The sequence below is a fragment of the Streptosporangium sp. NBC_01810 genome, from assembly GCF_035917355.1.
Lineage (GTDB): Bacteria > Actinomycetota > Actinomycetes > Streptosporangiales > Streptosporangiaceae > Streptosporangium.
The window spans coordinates 7,333,257-7,348,523 of the sequence record NZ_CP109070.1 but is presented as its reverse complement, the minus strand read 5'-3'; the positions used below and the strand labels follow the sequence as shown (position 1 = coordinate 7,348,523).

13 protein-coding genes are annotated in these 15,267 nt (G+C 69.3%); 7 read left to right on the top strand and 6 right to left on the bottom strand.

Features of this window, described 5'->3' with window-relative positions; translation table 11 throughout:
* Window positions 1-21 precede the first annotated feature (21 nt).
* The 3 genes from OIE13_RS33255 to OIE13_RS33245 all read left to right on the top strand — a co-directional run bounded on the left by OIE13_RS33255 (window position 22) and on the right by OIE13_RS33245 (window position 2,592).
* Window positions 22-978, top strand: coding sequence for a hypothetical protein (locus OIE13_RS33255; protein ID WP_326645584.1), 957 nt, complete (start codon window positions 22-24; stop codon window positions 976-978).
* 122 nt (window positions 979-1,100) lie between these two features.
* Window positions 1,101-2,315, top strand: coding sequence for an adenylosuccinate synthetase (locus OIE13_RS33250; protein ID WP_326645586.1), 1,215 nt, complete (start codon window positions 1,101-1,103; stop codon window positions 2,313-2,315).
* A gap of 52 nt (window positions 2,316-2,367) precedes the next feature.
* Window positions 2,368-2,592: a DUF6458 family protein gene (locus OIE13_RS33245; RefSeq protein WP_326645588.1), complete on the top strand. Its 225-nt coding sequence runs from the start codon at window positions 2,368-2,370 to the stop codon at window positions 2,590-2,592.
* Between the two features lie 195 nt (window positions 2,593-2,787).
* Here OIE13_RS33245 and OIE13_RS33240 read toward each other — a convergent pair whose 3' ends face one another.
* The 6 genes from OIE13_RS33240 to pdhA form a co-directional block, all read right to left on the bottom strand.
* On the bottom strand, window positions 2,788-4,359 hold the full coding sequence (locus OIE13_RS33240; protein ID WP_326639485.1) for an IS1182 family transposase: 1,572 nt from the start codon (window positions 4,357-4,359) through the stop codon (window positions 2,788-2,790).
* A 62-nt stretch (window positions 4,360-4,421) separates the two neighbouring features.
* Entirely contained in the window at window positions 4,422-4,715 is a 294-nt protein-coding gene (locus OIE13_RS33235) for a Dabb family protein (protein ID WP_326645589.1), read from the bottom strand.
* A 155-nt stretch (window positions 4,716-4,870) separates the two neighbouring features.
* The gene (locus tag OIE13_RS33230; protein WP_326645591.1) at window positions 4,871-6,613 is read right to left on the bottom strand and encodes an ABC transporter ATP-binding protein; all 1,743 of its coding nucleotides are present in this window, start codon (window positions 6,611-6,613) and stop codon (window positions 4,871-4,873) included.
* Between the two features lie 700 nt (window positions 6,614-7,313).
* Window positions 7,314-8,732: a dihydrolipoamide acetyltransferase family protein gene (locus OIE13_RS33225; protein ID WP_326645593.1), complete on the bottom strand. Its 1,419-nt coding sequence runs from the start codon at window positions 8,730-8,732 to the stop codon at window positions 7,314-7,316.
* A 14-nt stretch (window positions 8,733-8,746) separates the two neighbouring features.
* Window positions 8,747-9,724, bottom strand: coding sequence for an alpha-ketoacid dehydrogenase subunit beta (locus OIE13_RS33220; protein WP_326645595.1), 978 nt, complete (start codon window positions 9,722-9,724; stop codon window positions 8,747-8,749).
* A complete protein-coding gene (gene pdhA, locus OIE13_RS33215) occupies window positions 9,721-10,812 on the bottom strand; it encodes a pyruvate dehydrogenase (acetyl-transferring) E1 component subunit alpha (RefSeq protein ID WP_326645597.1) in 1,092 nt (363 codons plus the stop codon). Before pdhA ends, OIE13_RS33220 begins: the two co-directional genes overlap by 4 nt.
* A 300-nt stretch (window positions 10,813-11,112) precedes the next feature.
* On the opposite strand from pdhA, the gene purS reads away from it, so the two are divergent.
* From purS to purL, 4 genes are all read left to right on the top strand, one after another.
* Complete coding sequence (purS, locus tag OIE13_RS33210) at window positions 11,113-11,358, top strand: phosphoribosylformylglycinamidine synthase subunit PurS (RefSeq protein WP_326645599.1); 246 nt, start codon at window positions 11,113-11,115, stop codon at window positions 11,356-11,358.
* 142 nt (window positions 11,359-11,500) lie between these two features.
* On the top strand, window positions 11,501-11,968 hold the full coding sequence (locus tag OIE13_RS33205; protein ID WP_326829196.1) for an ATP-binding protein: 468 nt from the start codon (window positions 11,501-11,503) through the stop codon (window positions 11,966-11,968).
* Window positions 11,969-12,165: 197 nt separating this feature from the next.
* The gene (purQ, locus tag OIE13_RS33200) at window positions 12,166-12,849 is read left to right on the top strand and encodes a phosphoribosylformylglycinamidine synthase subunit PurQ (RefSeq protein ID WP_326645603.1); all 684 of its coding nucleotides are present in this window, start codon (window positions 12,166-12,168) and stop codon (window positions 12,847-12,849) included.
* Entirely contained in the window at window positions 12,846-15,101 is a 2,256-nt protein-coding gene (purL, locus tag OIE13_RS33195; RefSeq protein ID WP_326645605.1) for a phosphoribosylformylglycinamidine synthase subunit PurL, read from the top strand. The genes purQ and purL overlap by 4 nt, the downstream gene beginning before the upstream one ends.
* Window positions 15,102-15,267 lie beyond the last annotated feature (166 nt).

The window sequence follows — 15,267 nt, the reverse complement described above, 5'->3', positions numbered from 1 at the left end:
CCTTATCTGAGGAGATCCCCCGTGGGAAGCGGAATCTGGTCCACCGACGTCTACTCCGCCGCCGCGAGCTACCGTGCGGCCAAGGGCTCAAGCGCCTTCGCCTACAGCGACGGCGGCGCCCGCTCCGCGCACCCCGATCTCGACCCGCGCGGGGTGACGCTCCGCGAGAGCCGCGACTCCGCCGAACACCCCGACTCCCTCGCCGTGGCCGTCCTGTTCGACGTGACCGGCTCGATGGGCGGGGTGCCCCGCACCCTCCAGGCCAAGCTGCCCGATCTGCTCGGGCTGATGCTCCGCAAGGGGTACGCCGCCGACCCGCAGATCCTCTTCGGCGCGATCGGCGACGCCACCTGCGACCGGGCCCCGCTGCAGGTCGGCCAGTTCGAATCCGACAACCGGATGGACGAGCACCTGGGCAAGGTCCTGCTGGAAGGCGGGGGCGGCGGCCAGATGAGCGAGTCGTACGAGCTGGCGATGTACTTCATGGCCAGGCACACCTCGATCGACTGCTTCGAGAAGCGGGGCCGCAGGGGCTACCTGTTCATCATCGGCGACGAGCTGCCCTACCCGCAGGTCAAACGGCGCGAGGTCGAGAAGGTCGTCGGCGATCGGCTCCGGCGGGACATCCCGACCAGGGAGATCGTCGCCGAGCTGACCAGGGTCTACGACGTCTACTACATCCTTCCGGCCGGAGCGAGCTACGCCGGGGACGGCCGGGTGCTGGCCGCCTGGCGCGAGCTGCTCGGTCAGAACGTGCTGGAGCTGGACGACCTCGACGCCGTCTGCGAGACCATCGCGCTCACCGTCGGCCTCGGCGAGGACGCCATCGACCTGCGGGAAGGGCTGGACGACCTCGACGAGCTCGGTTCGACCGCCGGGACCGCCGTGGGCAGGGCCCTCGCCAAACTCGACCGCGGCACGCTCGTGGTCGCCGACGGTCTCGACCTGGGCGGCGACAGCGGCGTGACACGGCTCTGAAGACCTCCCCGCCGTGCGGCGGCCACCGCGAAAGCGGCGGGGAGTGCCACCACGAAGGGAGACGGCCCCTGCCCGGCGATAGGAACACGCCGGGCAGGCGGCCACGACGAACAGGAAACCACATGCGCGAACACATGATCGTGACAGACCTCGGCTACGGCGACGCGGGCAAAGGCACGATCATCGACTGGCTCTGCGCCCGCGAGCCCATCGGGGCGGTGGTCAGATTCAACGGAGGCGGACAGGCGGCCCACAACGTCGTGCTGCCCGATGGACGGCACCACACGTTCGCGCAGTTCGGGTCGGGCACGCTGAGAGGCGTGCCCACCCACCTGTCCAGGTTCATGGTCACAGATCCGCTCTCGCTGGCCCGGGAGGCCGCCCACCTGAGCGAGCTGGGCGTTCCCGACCCGTTCCGCCTGCTCACCGTGGATCGGGACGCCCTGCTCGCCACGCCGTACCACGTGGCGGCGGGGCAGGCCAGGGAACTGGCACGCGGCGATGACCGGCACGGGTCGTGCGGGATGGGCGTCGGCGAGACCATGGCCTACGCCCTGGAGCACCCGGAGCTCGCGCCGACCGTGGGCGACTGCGAGGAACCGGCCCGGCTCACCCGCAAGCTGTACGCGCTCCGAGAGGCACTGGGGGTGACCGGGCCGCCCGTGGAGGACTGCGTCGCCGCCTACCGGGCGTTCGCCGAACGGGTGATCCTGGTCGGCTCCTCCTTCACGACCGCGCTGCTGCGCAGGCGGCCCGTGATCTTCGAGGGGGCGCAGGGCGTACTGCTCGACGAGTGGCACGGCTTTCACCCGTACACCACCTGGAGCACGACGACCTTCGCCAACGCGCTGGAGTTGCTCGACGGGGTGCCGGCCGTACGGCTGGGCGTGCTGCGGACCTATACCCCCAGGCACGGCCCGGGACCGCTGGTCACCGAGGACGCGGCGCTGACGCTGCCCGAGGCTCACAACGGGAACGGTCCCTGGCAGGGGCCCTTCCGCGCCGGTCACTTCGACGCGGTGGCCCACCGCTACGCGCTGGCGGTCACGGGCGGGGCCGACGCCCTCGCGCTCACCCACCTGGACGCGCCGGTCTCGCGGATGTGCGTGTCGTACGACATCGGCGAGCTGCCGGTGGGCGCGGCAGGCGACCTCGAAGGGCAGGCCAGGCTTACCGGGCGGCTGTCGGCTGCCCGGCCGCGTTACGCCGACGGGATCGACGACTGGCCCGCGGCGGTGGCCGAGGCCCTGGGGGTCCCGGTGTGGCTGGGGTCCCACGGGCCCACCGCCACCGACAAGGTCCTTCTCCGTGGTGTGACCGCACCCGAAAGGGTATGACCCTTCTCGTACTCTCCCTTTACCTGGTGGACAGCCTTACCCGGAGGAACTCATGGGTGTCGGGGTCAGCATCTTCTTTCTCACGCTTGGCGCCATCCTCCGCTTCGCCATCGACCCCACCGTCCTCGGCGAGGCCGTGCACATCGACGTGATCGGCCTGATCTTCATGATCGTCGGTGCCGTCGGAGTCGTGCTGAGCATTGTGCTGGCCCCCAGGCGCGGGAACACGTCCGAGGACCGCCTGATGCACCGCGAGAACCACCCGCCGGAGAGCTAGGCGCCACCTTGCGGATCTTGCCGTGGCGAGGATCGGTCAGCCGGTGCCGCCGCGGCACGCCACTGTGACCGGCGACAGCGCGGCGAGGCACCCCCTGGCCGCGGTGGGCGGAGGATTCAGCGGGCACAGGGCCTAGAAGTGCACTGAAGATCTTGGTTTGAGTGGATATCGGCGCGGAGCAGGCGCCCCGGCGGCTTATGCAGTGGCGGGGTTCAGTGCCCAGGCGCCGCCTGTGTGGGTGAGTCCGAGGTTGATGAGGCGGCGGAGGTTGAGTGCGGCAGCGCGGTTGTGGAGCCAGATGTTGTTCTTGAGGACGCCGCGGTAGGGAACGCGACGGTTGCCTTTGGCGACCAGCCAGGCGATGGCGCGTTCGACGGGTGGTCGCCAGCGGCGGTACTCCTGCTGCCATCGCTGACTGGTGGCGGCCTGCTGCCGGGCGGTTTTGAGGAGGTCATAGTGGGGGTGGACGTTGAAGGTGCGTCCGGTCTTGGACGTGGTGCAGCGTTCGCGCAGTGGGCAGGTGCGGCACAGGATCTTGAACTGGGCCTGGCGGTTACCACCTGCCAGCGGGCGGCCGAGGGTTTTGGTGTGGCCTGCCGGGCAGGTGACGCGGCCGGTTTGGGTGTCGACCTGGAAATCGTCGGTGGTGAAGCCGCCGGGGACGGCTTGGCGTAGCGGCGGCGGCTTGATCACCAGGGTGTGGCCGTCGGCTTGGAGGGTCTGTCGCAGGTCGCCGGTGCCGTAGGCGGTGTCGCCCAGTACCGTCAGGGCATCGTCGTCGCCGGCGAGGAGGCTTCGGGCGACGGCGGCCTCGTGGTTGTCCGCGCCGCTGCCCGCGGTGAGGGCGACCTCGGTGAACAGCCCCGCCTCGGGCTCGAACGCGGCATGTGCGCGAAAGCCGTCCTGGTGGCGGGTGCGGTTCTTGTGGATGTGGCGGGCCTCGGGGTCGACCGTGGACACGATGCGGTCGTGGGCGGTGCGCCGGGCGATCCGCCATCGGCCGTCGGAGCCGTCGGCGGGCTCGACGTCTTGTCCTGCGACCAGTGCCAGCAGTCCGAGGGCGCCTGCCGCCGTCTCGCCGAGCGGTTGGCCGGGCACGTGAGCGATGAGATTAAGGGCGTCGGTGACCAGGGCGTCGACCAGTGTGTCCCGCGCCTGCTGGTCGTTCCAGGCGATCTTCGGCTTGCCGGGGTCGGTGTAGTCGTGGGCGGTGCACCACTGGGCGGCGACCGGCTCGGCGCCGGGGACGTCGCGGATGACCCGGCGGATCGCGGCGATGAGCTGGGTGACGGTGTCCTGGGTGGCGACCGCGTCGTCCAGCACGGTGGAGTCCAACGCCCGGCGCTGCCTGCCTTTGAGGACGCCGGTGGCCGCGACGACTTCCCTGACCTTGGTGAACAGCCGGTTCGGATCGGCCGAGCGCTGCAGGCGCCGTCGGAAGTAGGTCAACAGCGACGGGTCGAACGCGGTGTCGTACAGACCCAGGCCGCAGGCGGCCTTCCACCTCAGGTCACAACGCAGTTCCTGAACCGTCTCGAAGTCCGACAGCCCGTGCAGGCTCTGCAGGACGATCACTGTGGCGAGCACCTGCGGCGGCATGCTCGGCCGCCCGTTCGCCGAGGGATACATGTCCGTGAACATGTCTGCTGGGAACAGCGTCTGCCGATGTTCGGCCAGGAACGCGAAAACGCTCCCGGCTGGGATCAGCTCCCGGCAGGTCTGCCACACATCCGGCCCTACCGGTTCTCCAGCCCATTCACCCTGCACGCAACGAGTCTGGCCCCGAATCATCCGAGGCGGGACCAGAACGCAAGATTTTCAGTGCACTTCTAGACCTCGAACTGGATCGCCGCCCGCGAGGCCACGATCGGCTTGATGTGCTCGGTGATCACGGCCTGGTGCAGCGGGTGGTCACGATAGACCAGGTAGTCGTCGACGCTGTCGAAGTCCGCGACGACCGCGAAGTGGTGGTTGCCGGCGTTCACGCCCGCGTCCGCGCCAAGAGTGTAGGAGCGGATCTCCGTGATGGCTCCGGGCAGCTTGCCGAGCTCCGTCGCGACCCTGGCCCTCTGCTCGTCGGTGGCCTCTTGTGCCCAGGTGAACAGCACGACATGCCGGAACATGATCTTCCCTTCGTTTGGGTTCCCGGCCAGCGTACGGCCAGGCGCCACAGGAACCGGCAACGACCCCGCGGACGGGGCGGAGACGGGTGACGGCGAGCCCGGGCGGGTGTCGCGGCCCGTCCGGGGCGTGATCGCCGTCAAGGAGTGATCCGCTCTCACACCGGGCGCGGTACGGAGCGGCGGCACCCGGCGAATTTGATCCTTATCTGGCCGGAGCGCCGCGGCACGGCTTCGATCACGATCTTCTGGGCCGCCTCGGGGATGAAACGGAGGTCGTGGGTGATCAGGATGGTCGTGCGGCCGGCCATGAGCCGCTTGAGCGGTTCCATGATCCGTTCCGCGGTGAGCGTGTCAAGCCCCGTCATCGGCTCGTCGAGGACGAGCACCGGGGCGTCGCGCAGGATGGCCCTGGCGATGGCGATCCGCTGGCGTTGCCCGCCCGACATCAGCCGCCCACGCTGCCCGATCGGCGTGTCGTACCGGTGGGGAAGCGTGTTGACGAAGTCGTGGACGTCCGCCATGACGGCGGCTCGGATGATGTCGTCCAGGTCCGCACCGGGGCGACCGTAGGCGATGTTGTCGCGCACGGTCCCGGAGAAGAGCAGGTTCTCCTGCTGCAGGATGGTGATGTTGTCACGGAGCGACTCGCGCGACAGGTCCCGGATGTCGGTTCCGTCGAGCAGGATGCGCCCGGTGGTGGGGTCGTAGAAGCGGAGCAGGAGCTTCGCGAGCGTGGACTTGCCCACGCCGCTCGGTCCGGTGCACACGACCAGCTCCCCCGGCTCGACGACGAAGGACAGGTCCCGCAACGTCGGCCTCCTCCTGTTCGGATAGGTGAAGCCGACCTCCTGGAACTCGATGCGGCCATGGCCGCGTCCCAGGTGGACGGGGGCGTCGCGGTCGGTGACGGTCGGCCGGGCCCGCAGGATCTCGATGACCCGATCGGAGCCCGCCGCCGCCTCGGAGACGGTGAGGGCGATCTGCCCCAGACTCTGCACCGCCGGGTAGAGGTAGGCGAGGTAGGCGGCGAAGGCGAGCAGTCCGCCGATGGTGAGACGTCCTGAGGAGATCTCCCAGGCGCCGAATCCGAGGATGGCGATCAGGCAGATGGTCTCGATCACCTGCACGACGGGCCCGTACAGGGAGGAGAGCCACGCCTGAGCCACATTGGCCCGCAGCCAGGTGCTCCCCTCCGTGTGCAGTCGCTCCGCCTCGGTGCCCTGGCGGTTGTAGGACTGGACGAGCGACTGGTTGGACAGGCTCTCCTCGATGACGCTGTTCATGATCCCGTTGCTGAGCCGCTCACGCGCCGACACGGTCCTGAACCTGCCCGCGAAGACCTTGGAGACCAGCAGGAACGCCGGGGCCAGCAGGAACGTCAGCAACGCCAGGTCCCACCGGATGTAGAGGGCGGCACCGGCGAAGAAGACGACGCTGGCGAGTGTGGTGAAGAGCTTGACCAGGCCCGAACCGACGAGTTCCTCGATGGCCTCGATGTCGTCGGTGAGCCTGGCCATCAGGTCACCCAGCCGGCGGTTGTCGAAGAAGTCGGGCGTGAGCGTCTGGATGTGGTCGAACACCCTGTCTCGCAACCGCAGCAGGAAGCGCTCACCGCCCAGGGCCGTGAGGTAGGACCCCGCGAAGGAGACCAGCCCCGCGACGGCCGCGAGACCAAGCCAGGCGGCCGCGGGAAGCCAGAAGGCCCCCAGGTTCTGCTTGCTGAGCACCTCGTCCGTGATGAAGCCGAACAGGCCGATCGCGGCGACCTCGCAGACGGCCGCGACGATGGCGAGCACGCCACCGGCCACGAGCAGCCTGCGAATACCGCGGGTGTACGGCCAGAACTCCCGGAAGGTCCTGCGGATGGAGACCGTCGGCGCCGGGGGAGGGCGACGCACCGCGGCTCTCGCCCCGTTGGGCGAGAGCGACTCTGAGAATGAGAGCCGGCGGGTCACCCGCCGGCTCTCATTTGTTTTCGCTAGCACCGGATCTGGCTACCACCACCACCCGCCGCCGCCACCACACCCGCATCCGCAGCGGCGGCGGCGCCGACAGCAGCATCCACCCCAGGTCACGTACCGGCTAGACGGGAAGAGCTGCTTGAAAGTCATGGCTTCCCCCTTCGTGCTGAGCTTGTCGCACTTACCAACCGCGACACTAGCACTTATACCCAGACAAACCGCCCATATCGATGCACATTAAAGATGTTTTAACAAGCCATTCAGAAAAGCCATAAAACGTATCGAGAGTAAAGCCTGACAAAAGTTCCACGCGGCGCCCCGCCCTCCCGCCCGAGCTGGGGATACGCACCATAAACCCTGGTCCACAAGGGACAAAAAGAGGTTTCCGATTATCGCCGGGATGGCGGCCCGGCACGGCGTCCCGGCGGCCGGGAGGAAGCCCCCGGACCCCTCGCCCTTTTCCCGTCCACACCAATTGACCGGCTCGGCCGTCATGTTTGGTGAGGGGACTGCCGGGTTTGCCCGGCAGGTGAATCGCCTCCCCGTTGGGGGCCTGTATTCGAACGGTCCGGGCTTGGCCGTCGCCTGTCTCCGCCTCCCGGGGAAAGTCCCCTCGGGAGGCGGAGGAATCACCGGGTCACCCCCAGGCGAGCATGCGGAGAGGGTCCTCAAGCATGGCGCCGACGTCACGCAGGAACAGCGAGCCGACCTCCCCGTCCACGACCCGGTGGTCGAACGAGATCGCGAGCGTGCAGACCTTACGCGGCACGACCTGCCCGTCCACCACCCACGGCATATCCCTGACCTGGCCGAAGGCCAGGATCGCCGACTCGCCGGGGTTGAGGATCGGGGTGCCCGCGTCCACCCCGAAGACACCCACGTTGGTGATCGTGATCGTGCCCCCGGCCATGTCCGCGGGCTGGGTGCGGCCCGCTCTGGCGGTCTCGGCGAGGGCACCGAGGGCGCCGGCCAGGCCGGGTAGCGGCAGGAGGTGTGCGTCCTTGACGTTGGGCACGAGCAGGCCGCGCGGGGTGGCCGCGGCGATGCCCAGATTGACGCGGTGCTTGACCACGATCTCCTGACGGGCCTCGTCCCAGGCAGAATTGATCATCGGATGACGGCGGGCGGCGACGAGCACGGCCTTGGCGACCAGGAGCAGCGGCGAGACCTTGACCTCGGCGAAGTCGGGCAGGTCCCGGAGGCGCCGGACCGCGTCCATGGTCGCCGTCATGTCCACCTGGAGGAACTCCGTCACGTGCGGCGCCGTGAACGCGGAGGCCACCATGGCCTGCGCGGTCGCCTTGCGCACCCCCCTGACCGGGATCCGCTCCTCGTCCTCCCCCTCCCGCGTCACGGCCGGCGCCTGCGCCCCGGCCGGCGCGGCACCGAGTGCGGTCTGGACGTCGTCCCTGGTGATCGAGCCGTGCGGGCCGGTCCCGGTGAGGGCGGTCAGGTCGACGCCCAGGTCCCTGGCGAGCTTCCGCACCGGAGGCTTCGCCAGGACCGCGACACTCTCCGGTGGTGAGACCGGGCCGGTGCCGGCCCCCTTCAGGCCGGACGGCACCACCTCGGGCGACCGCGCCCCGGCAGGCGTACCGGTGAAGGAAGCGCCCGCGGGAAGCGTACCGGAGGAGCCGCCGACGGGAGAGGCGCCGGACGACGACGGCTTGCGGGGGCGGCGCTTGGCCGCGCCCGGCTTGACGCCGTAGCCCACCAGCACCGGCTGTCGCGTCTCGGCCGGTGGTGCGGGCACCATGTCGTCGGCCGGTACCTCGGCCCGTTCCACGACGGGAACGGGGGCCTCGGGAGCCCCGGGACCGGTGCCGTCGTCCACCGAGATGATCGGCCTGCCGACGTCCACGGTCTCGCCCTCGTCCGCCATCAGGGCCGCCACGACGCCCTCGAACGGGCAGGGCAACTCGACGACCGCCTTGGCGGTCTCGATCTCCACGATGGTCTGATTGACCTTGACCGGGTCTCCGACCTTCACGTGCCAGCGGACGATCTCCGCCTCGGTCAGTCCCTCTCCCACGTCGGGGAGTCTGAACTCTTTCATACCCAGCCCCTCCTCTAGAACGCGAACGCGCGGTCGACGGCGTGCAGGACCCTGTCCAGGTCGGGCAGGTAGTGGTCCTCAAGCCGCGAGGGCGGGTAAGGGGTGGAGGGCCCTCCGACCCTCAGGACCGGGGACTGCAGGTTGTAGAAGCACTCCTCGGTGACGCGGGCGGCGATCTCCGCGCCGAAACCGTTGTAGACGGGCGCCTCGTGCACCACAATGCAGCGCCCGGTCCTGCGCACCGACTCCGTGATCTTCGAAACGTCGAGCGGATTGAGCGAGCGCAGGTCCACGACCTCCAGGGACCGGCCGTCGTCCTCGGCCGCCTTCGCGGCCTCCAGGCAGGTCTTCACCATCGGCCCGTACGCGAGCAGGGTGACGTCCGTGCCCTGCCGCACCACCTTGGCCTCGTCGAAGGGGATCCAGCCGGAGGAGTCGACATCCACCTCGGCCTTCTCCCAGTAGCGCCGCTTGGGCTCGAAGAAGATGACGGGGTCCTCGCAGCGGATCGCCTGCTGGATCATGGTGTAGGCGTCGGCCGGGTTGGAGCAGGCCACGACGCGCAGGCCCGCGGTGTGTGTGAAGTACGCCTCGGGCGACTCACTGTGGTGCTCCACCGCGCCGATGCCGCCGCCGCAGGGAATCCGGACGACCACCGGCAGTCTCAGCTTGCCCAGCGAGCGCAGCGGCATCTTGGCGAGCTGCGTGATGATCTGGTCGGCCGCGGGAAAGACGAACCCGTCGAACTGGATCTCGCAGACCGGGCGATAGCCCCGGAGCGCGAGACCGATGGCCGTCCCGATGATGCCCGACTCGGCCAGCGGGGTGTCGATGACCCGCTGCTCGCCGAAGTCCTTCTGCAGGCCGTCTGTCACCCGGAACACCCCGCCGAGCTTGCCCACGTCCTCACCCATGACGAGGACCTTGGAATCGTCCTCCATGGCCTTACGCATACCCTCGTTGAGCGCCTTGGCCAGCGTGAGAATGGTCATGCCTCGAAGCCCTCCAGATAGGTGGCGAACTCTGCGCGCTCGGCGTCCATCAGGGAGTGCTGTTCTGCGTAGACATGGTCGAAGATGGCCAGCGGTTCGGGATCGGGCAACTCCAGGCAGCGCTTGCGGACGTCCCGTCCCAGCTCGTCGGCCTCCGCGTCGATCGCGTCGAAGAACTCCTGGTCGGCGATCTGGTTCTTGAACATGTAGGCCCTGACCCGCTCGATCGGGTCCTTGAGCTTCCACGCCTCCAGCTCGGCGGCCACCCGGTAGCGGGTCGGGTCGTCGGAGGTGGTGTGGGCACCCATCCGGTAGGTGAACGCCTCGATCAGCATGGGTCCCTGCCCCGACCTGGCCTCGGCCAGCGCCTTGCGGGTGACGGCCAGGCAGGCGAAGACGTCGTTGCCGTCGACCCGGACACCGGGGAACCCGAACCCGCTGGCCCTGCGGTACAGGGGGATGCGCGTCTGCTTCTCCAGCGGCTCGGAGATGGCCCACTGGTTGTTCTGGCAGAAGAACACCACCGGCGCGTTGAACACGGACGCCCAGATGAACGCCTCGTTCACATCGCCCTGGGAGGTGGCGCCGTCACCGAAGTAAACGATCGAGGCGGCCTCGGCGCCGTCGCGCTGGATGCCCATGGCGTAGCCGACCGCGTGCAGGGTCTGGCTGCCGATCACGATGGTGTAGAGGTGGAAGTTGTGCTCAGCGGGGTCCCAGCCACCGTGGTTGACGCCGCGGAACAGGCCGAGCAGATTGATCGGGTCAACGCCCCTGCACCAGGCCACCCCGTGCTCGCGGTAGGTCGGGAATGCCATGTCGGCCTCGGTCAGCGCCCGGCCGGAGCCGATCTGCGCGGCCTCCTGCCCGAGTAGCGATGCCCACAGGCCCAGTTCGCCCTGGCGTTGCAGGGCCACGGCCTCCAGGTCGACGCGGCGGACCAGGGTCAGGTCCCGGTAGAGGCCGCGGACCTCCTCCGGGGTCAGGTCGATGTCATAGTCGGGGTGCTCGACCCGTTCTCCTTCCGGGGTCAGCAGTTGAATGAGCTCCGGGGGTGCTTCCGCACCACGAGAGGCGTCGGCTGTCACGTGCCACTCCTGTGTGCTAGGGGCCGTCTGGGATGGGTTCGCCACCGCTGTCCGGCCGATTCGCGACGCGTTCGACCCGTCTGATGGTGGTTCGTACGCGCTTGTGGCCATCGTGGCAGAGGTCATATACGTGTGCGCAAGACCTGCCTCGGCGTCCATATGCTCCCCGTTCCCCGCGCGTTCCCTTTCACCCGCCCATTTCGTCCGCGTGGCGCGGGTCCGGCCCCCGCGCCTGAGCGCGGCCGGAGCCCGTTACTCTTGAGGCGCCGAACCGTCCCCGTCGCAACCAGGAGGAACGCCGTGGCGCGCGTCATCGTCGACGTCATGCTGAAGCCCGAGATTCTCGACGCGCAGGGGCAGGCGATCGCCCGCGCGCTGCCTCGGCTCGGCCTCGTAGGTGTCTCAGCGGTACGGCAGGGCAAGCGGTTCGAGGTGGAGATCGAAGGGCCCGCCGATGAGGCGGCACTTTCGGACGTCCGGAAAATGGCCGAAACCCTGCTCGCCAACACGGTGATCGAGGAGTACACCGTCACCGTCGAGTCCTAGGCCGTCACTCCCCGCAGATCAACCCCCCAGATCCGCCTATATCCGGCCATATGGGTGGAGCAATCCCACGGCTTGACCACTAGTCAATAACATTACGGTTATTTTGCGGTTAGCCCGGATTCTGCAGGGAAGCCTTCACGAGGTGACGTCTGACCCCGGGAGGAAACCGGTGGACATGGAGTTCTCGCTGGCTCTGCCACGACAGGCCATCGGCATCCCGATGGTCCGCAGGGCACTCGGTGACTCCCTGCGCTCACTCGGCGTCACCGAGGACTGCGTCTCCGACATCCTGCTCGCGGTGACCGAGGCGTGCGCCAATGCCGTGCGGCACGGAGGTCCGGCCAACCGCTACGAGGTCGAGGCCGCCATCGGCCACGGGCGTTGCGACGTTCGCATCATCGACCGGGGCCAGGGCCTCGTCAGAGTGCCGGAGCACTACCCGTCGGCCGACGTCGAGAACGGCAGGGGCCTGCTCATCATGCAGGCGGTGGTGGACGAGATCTCCTTCGACATCGCGCCCGGCAGGGGCACCGTCGTGCACCTGCGCAAGCATCTGGACTGGGACGACGCCGCCGCCTTCTCCCGCGACCGGGTGCTCGCCGCCGTATAGCCCCGGTTCCCGGCGAGAATCCGGCTCCACCGGCCGTACGGACGACAGGAAGGTCCCTCCCGTCCGCCCGGTTGTGTGATCGGGCACTCCGCGCATGACCGCTCGCCCGGAGCGGATAGCCTGGAAGCACCGCCGCAGACCGACGTCCGATGTGAGAGACGCCGGCGCGGCGCCCGTTTGTGGAGGGGAACGCTGCCATGAGTGCTGCCCGCGTGGGCGTCGTCACTTTTCCCGGAACGCTTGACGATCAGGACGCGGCCCGCGCCGTAAGCCAGGCGGGTGGCGAAGCCGTGCCGCTCTGGCACGCGGATCCCGATCTCAGGGGGGTGGACGCGGTCTTCCTGCCAGGCGGGTTCTCCTACGGGGACTACCTGCGCTGCGGGGCCATCTCCAGGTTCGCGCCGCTGATGGAGGAGCTGATCCCCGCCGCCAGGGCCGGGCTCCCCGTGCTGGGCACCTGCAACGGCTTCCAGATCCTCTGCGAGGCCCATCTGCTGCCCGGAGCGCTGATGCGCAACGCCGGACTGCACTACATCTGCCGCGACCAGGGCATCCGGGTCGAGAGCACCTCCACCCCCTGGACCTCCGACTTCACCGAGGGCCAGGAGATCGTGCTGCCGATCAAGCACGGGGAGGGCCGCTACGTCGCCGACGAGGCGACCCTGGGCGCGCTGGAGGCGGGTGGCCAGGTGGTCTTCCGCTACACGGGCGGCAACCCCAACGGCTCCCTGAACGACATCGCGGGCATCCGCAACGAGGCCGGCAACATCGTCGGCCTCATGCCGCACCCCGAGCACGCCGTCGAGGACCTCACCGGCGCGCCCAGCACCGACGGGCGCGCCTTCTTCTCCTCGATCCTGAAGAAGCTGGTGAACGCGTGAATCTTGACACCGTCAAGCGTGCCGGGGAAACCCCCGACGAGCGCCAGCCGTACGCCGAGCTGGGCATGAAGCTCGAGGAGTACGAGCGGGTCCGCGAGATCCTCGGCCGCCGTCCCACCGGCTCCGAGCTGGCCATCTACAGCGTCATGTGGAGCGAGCACTGCTCCTACAAGTCGTCCAAGGTGCACCTGCGCCAGTTCGCCACCAAGGCTCCCTCCTCGGCTGCTCTGCTCGTCGGCATGGGGGAGAACGCCGGGGTCGTGGACATCGGTGACGGCTGGGCCGCCACCTTCAAGATCGAGTCGCACAACCACCCGTCCTACGTCGAACCCCACCAGGGCGCGGCGACCGGCGTCGGCGGCATCGTCCGCGACATCATGTCGATGGGCGCCCGGCCGGTCGCGGTGATGGACGCGCTCCGCTTCGGCGGCGCCGACGCCCACGACACCCGGCGGGTGCTGCCCGGTGTGGTCGAGGGCATCAGCCACTACGGCAACTGCCTGGGCCTGCCCAACATCGGCGGCGAGGTCGTCTTCGACCCCTGCTACATCGGCAACCCGCTGGTCAACGCCCTCTGCGTGGGCCTGCTGCGCAAGGACCAGATCAAGCTCGCGGTGGCCCCCGGACCGGGCAACAAGGTGGTCCTGTTCGGCGCGCTGACCGGCCCCGACGGCATCGGTGGCGCGTCCGTGCTGGCCTCGGCCACGTTCGAGGACAAGTCGCATGCCAAGCGTCCCAGCGTCCAGGTCGGCGACCCCTTCATGGAGAAGCTGCTGATCGAGTGCTGCCTGGAGCTCTACCAGGCGGACGTGGTCGTCGGCATCCAGGACCTCGGTGCCGCGGGCGTCTCCTGCGCGACCACCGAGCTCGCGGCCAAGGGCACCGGCGGCATGAACGTCAGGCTCGACCTGGTGCCGCTGCGCGATCCTTCGCTGCGGCCCGAGGAGATCCTGATGAGCGAGTCGCAGGAGCGCATGATGGCGGTCGTCACCCCCGACGACATCGACGCCTTCATGGCGATCTGCGCGAAATGGGACATTCCCGCGACCGTAATCGGCGAGGTCACCGATGGCGGCCGCCTCGTGATGACCTGGCACGGCGAGACCATCGTCGACATCCCGCCGGGCACCGCGGCCGACGAGGGCCCGGTCTACGAGCGGCCGTTCCAGGAGCCGGCCGGCCAGATCGCGCTGAACAGCGACACCCCCAAGCGCCTCGCCCGCCCCACCGACCTGCGCGCGGCGCTGCTGGAGCTCCTCGGCTCGCCGAACCTGGCGTCCAAGGAGTGGGTCACCTCCCAGTACGACCGCTACGTCCGCGGCAACACCGTGCTGGCCCAGCCCGCCGACGCGGGCGTGCTGCGCATCAGCGAGGCCATGCCCGGCGCCGAGGAGACCAAGCGGGGAATCGCGCTGGCCACCGACGGCAACGGCCGCTATGCCCGCCTCGACCCGTACGCGGGAGCCCAGCTCGCCCTCGCCGAGGCGTACCGGAACGTGGCCACCACCGGCGCGACGCCGCTGGCGGTGACCAACTGCCTCAACTTCGGCTCGCCGGAGGACCCCGAGGTCATGTGGCAGTTCGCCGAGGCCGTGCGTGGCCTGGCCGACGCCTGCAAGACCCTCGGCGTCCCGGTGACCGGCGGCAACGTCTCCTTCTACAACCAGACGGGATCCGTGCCGATTCACCCGACGCCGGTCGTCGGCGTGCTCGGCGTCATCGACGACGTGTCCACCCGCGTGCGGTCCGGTTTCACCGGCGACGGCGACAGGGTGGTGCTGCTCGGCGAGACCGAGGCGGAGTTCGGCGGCTCGGAGTGGGCGCACGTGGCCCACGGTCACCTGGGCGGCCTGCCGCCCAAGGTGCGGCTGGCCTCGGAGCGCGACCTGGCCCTCGTCCTGACCAAGGCCGCCTCGCAGGGGCTGCTGACCGGCTCCCACGACCTGTCCGACGGCGGGCTGGCCATCGCCCTCGCCGAGGCCTGCCTCGCCCAGGGCATCGGCTGCGCGGTCTCCCTGACGGGCGACGACGCGTTCGTCGAGCTGTTCAGCGAGTCGTCGGCACGCGCGCTGGTGACCGTCAGGCCCGATTCGTTCGACGCCTTCGCCGAGCTGTGCGCGGCCCACGAGGTGCCCTGCTACGGCCTGGGCGCCACCGGCGGTGACTCCCTGAGCGTCAAGGGTGTCCTGGACATCCCGGTCACCGAGCTCCGCCAGACCCACATCTCCACCCTGCCGGGCATCTTCGGCTGATCGTCTCCCGTACGAGGTGCGCTTACGGGTCAGGCCCCGCACCGTCACATGACGGTGCGGGGCCTGACCGATCTATATGGATCACACGGTCGGTGCCGGGGGGCGACGCGGTGAGGACGACGGGTCCCCACCGCGTCACCCGCCCGTCGCGTTCCCGCGAACGGGT

Excerpts from the sequence above, each read along its gene's own strand:
- OIE13_RS33250 (WP_326645586.1), top strand. The coding sequence starts at position 1,101 with ATGCGCGAACACATGATCGTGACAGACCTCGGCTACGGCGACGCGGGC.
- OIE13_RS33245 (WP_326645588.1), top strand. The coding sequence starts at position 2,368 with ATGGGTGTCGGGGTCAGCATCTTCTTTCTCACGCTTGGCGCCATCCTC.
- OIE13_RS33235 (WP_326645589.1), bottom strand. The coding sequence starts at position 4,715 with ATGTTCCGGCATGTCGTGCTGTTCACCTGGGCACAAGAGGCCACCGAC.
- OIE13_RS33225 (WP_326645593.1), bottom strand. The coding sequence starts at position 8,732 with ATGAAAGAGTTCAGACTCCCCGACGTGGGAGAGGGACTGACCGAGGCG.
- OIE13_RS33220 (WP_326645595.1), bottom strand. The coding sequence starts at position 9,724 with ATGACCATTCTCACGCTGGCCAAGGCGCTCAACGAGGGTATGCGTAAG.
- purQ (WP_326645603.1), top strand. The coding sequence starts at position 12,166 with ATGAGTGCTGCCCGCGTGGGCGTCGTCACTTTTCCCGGAACGCTTGAC.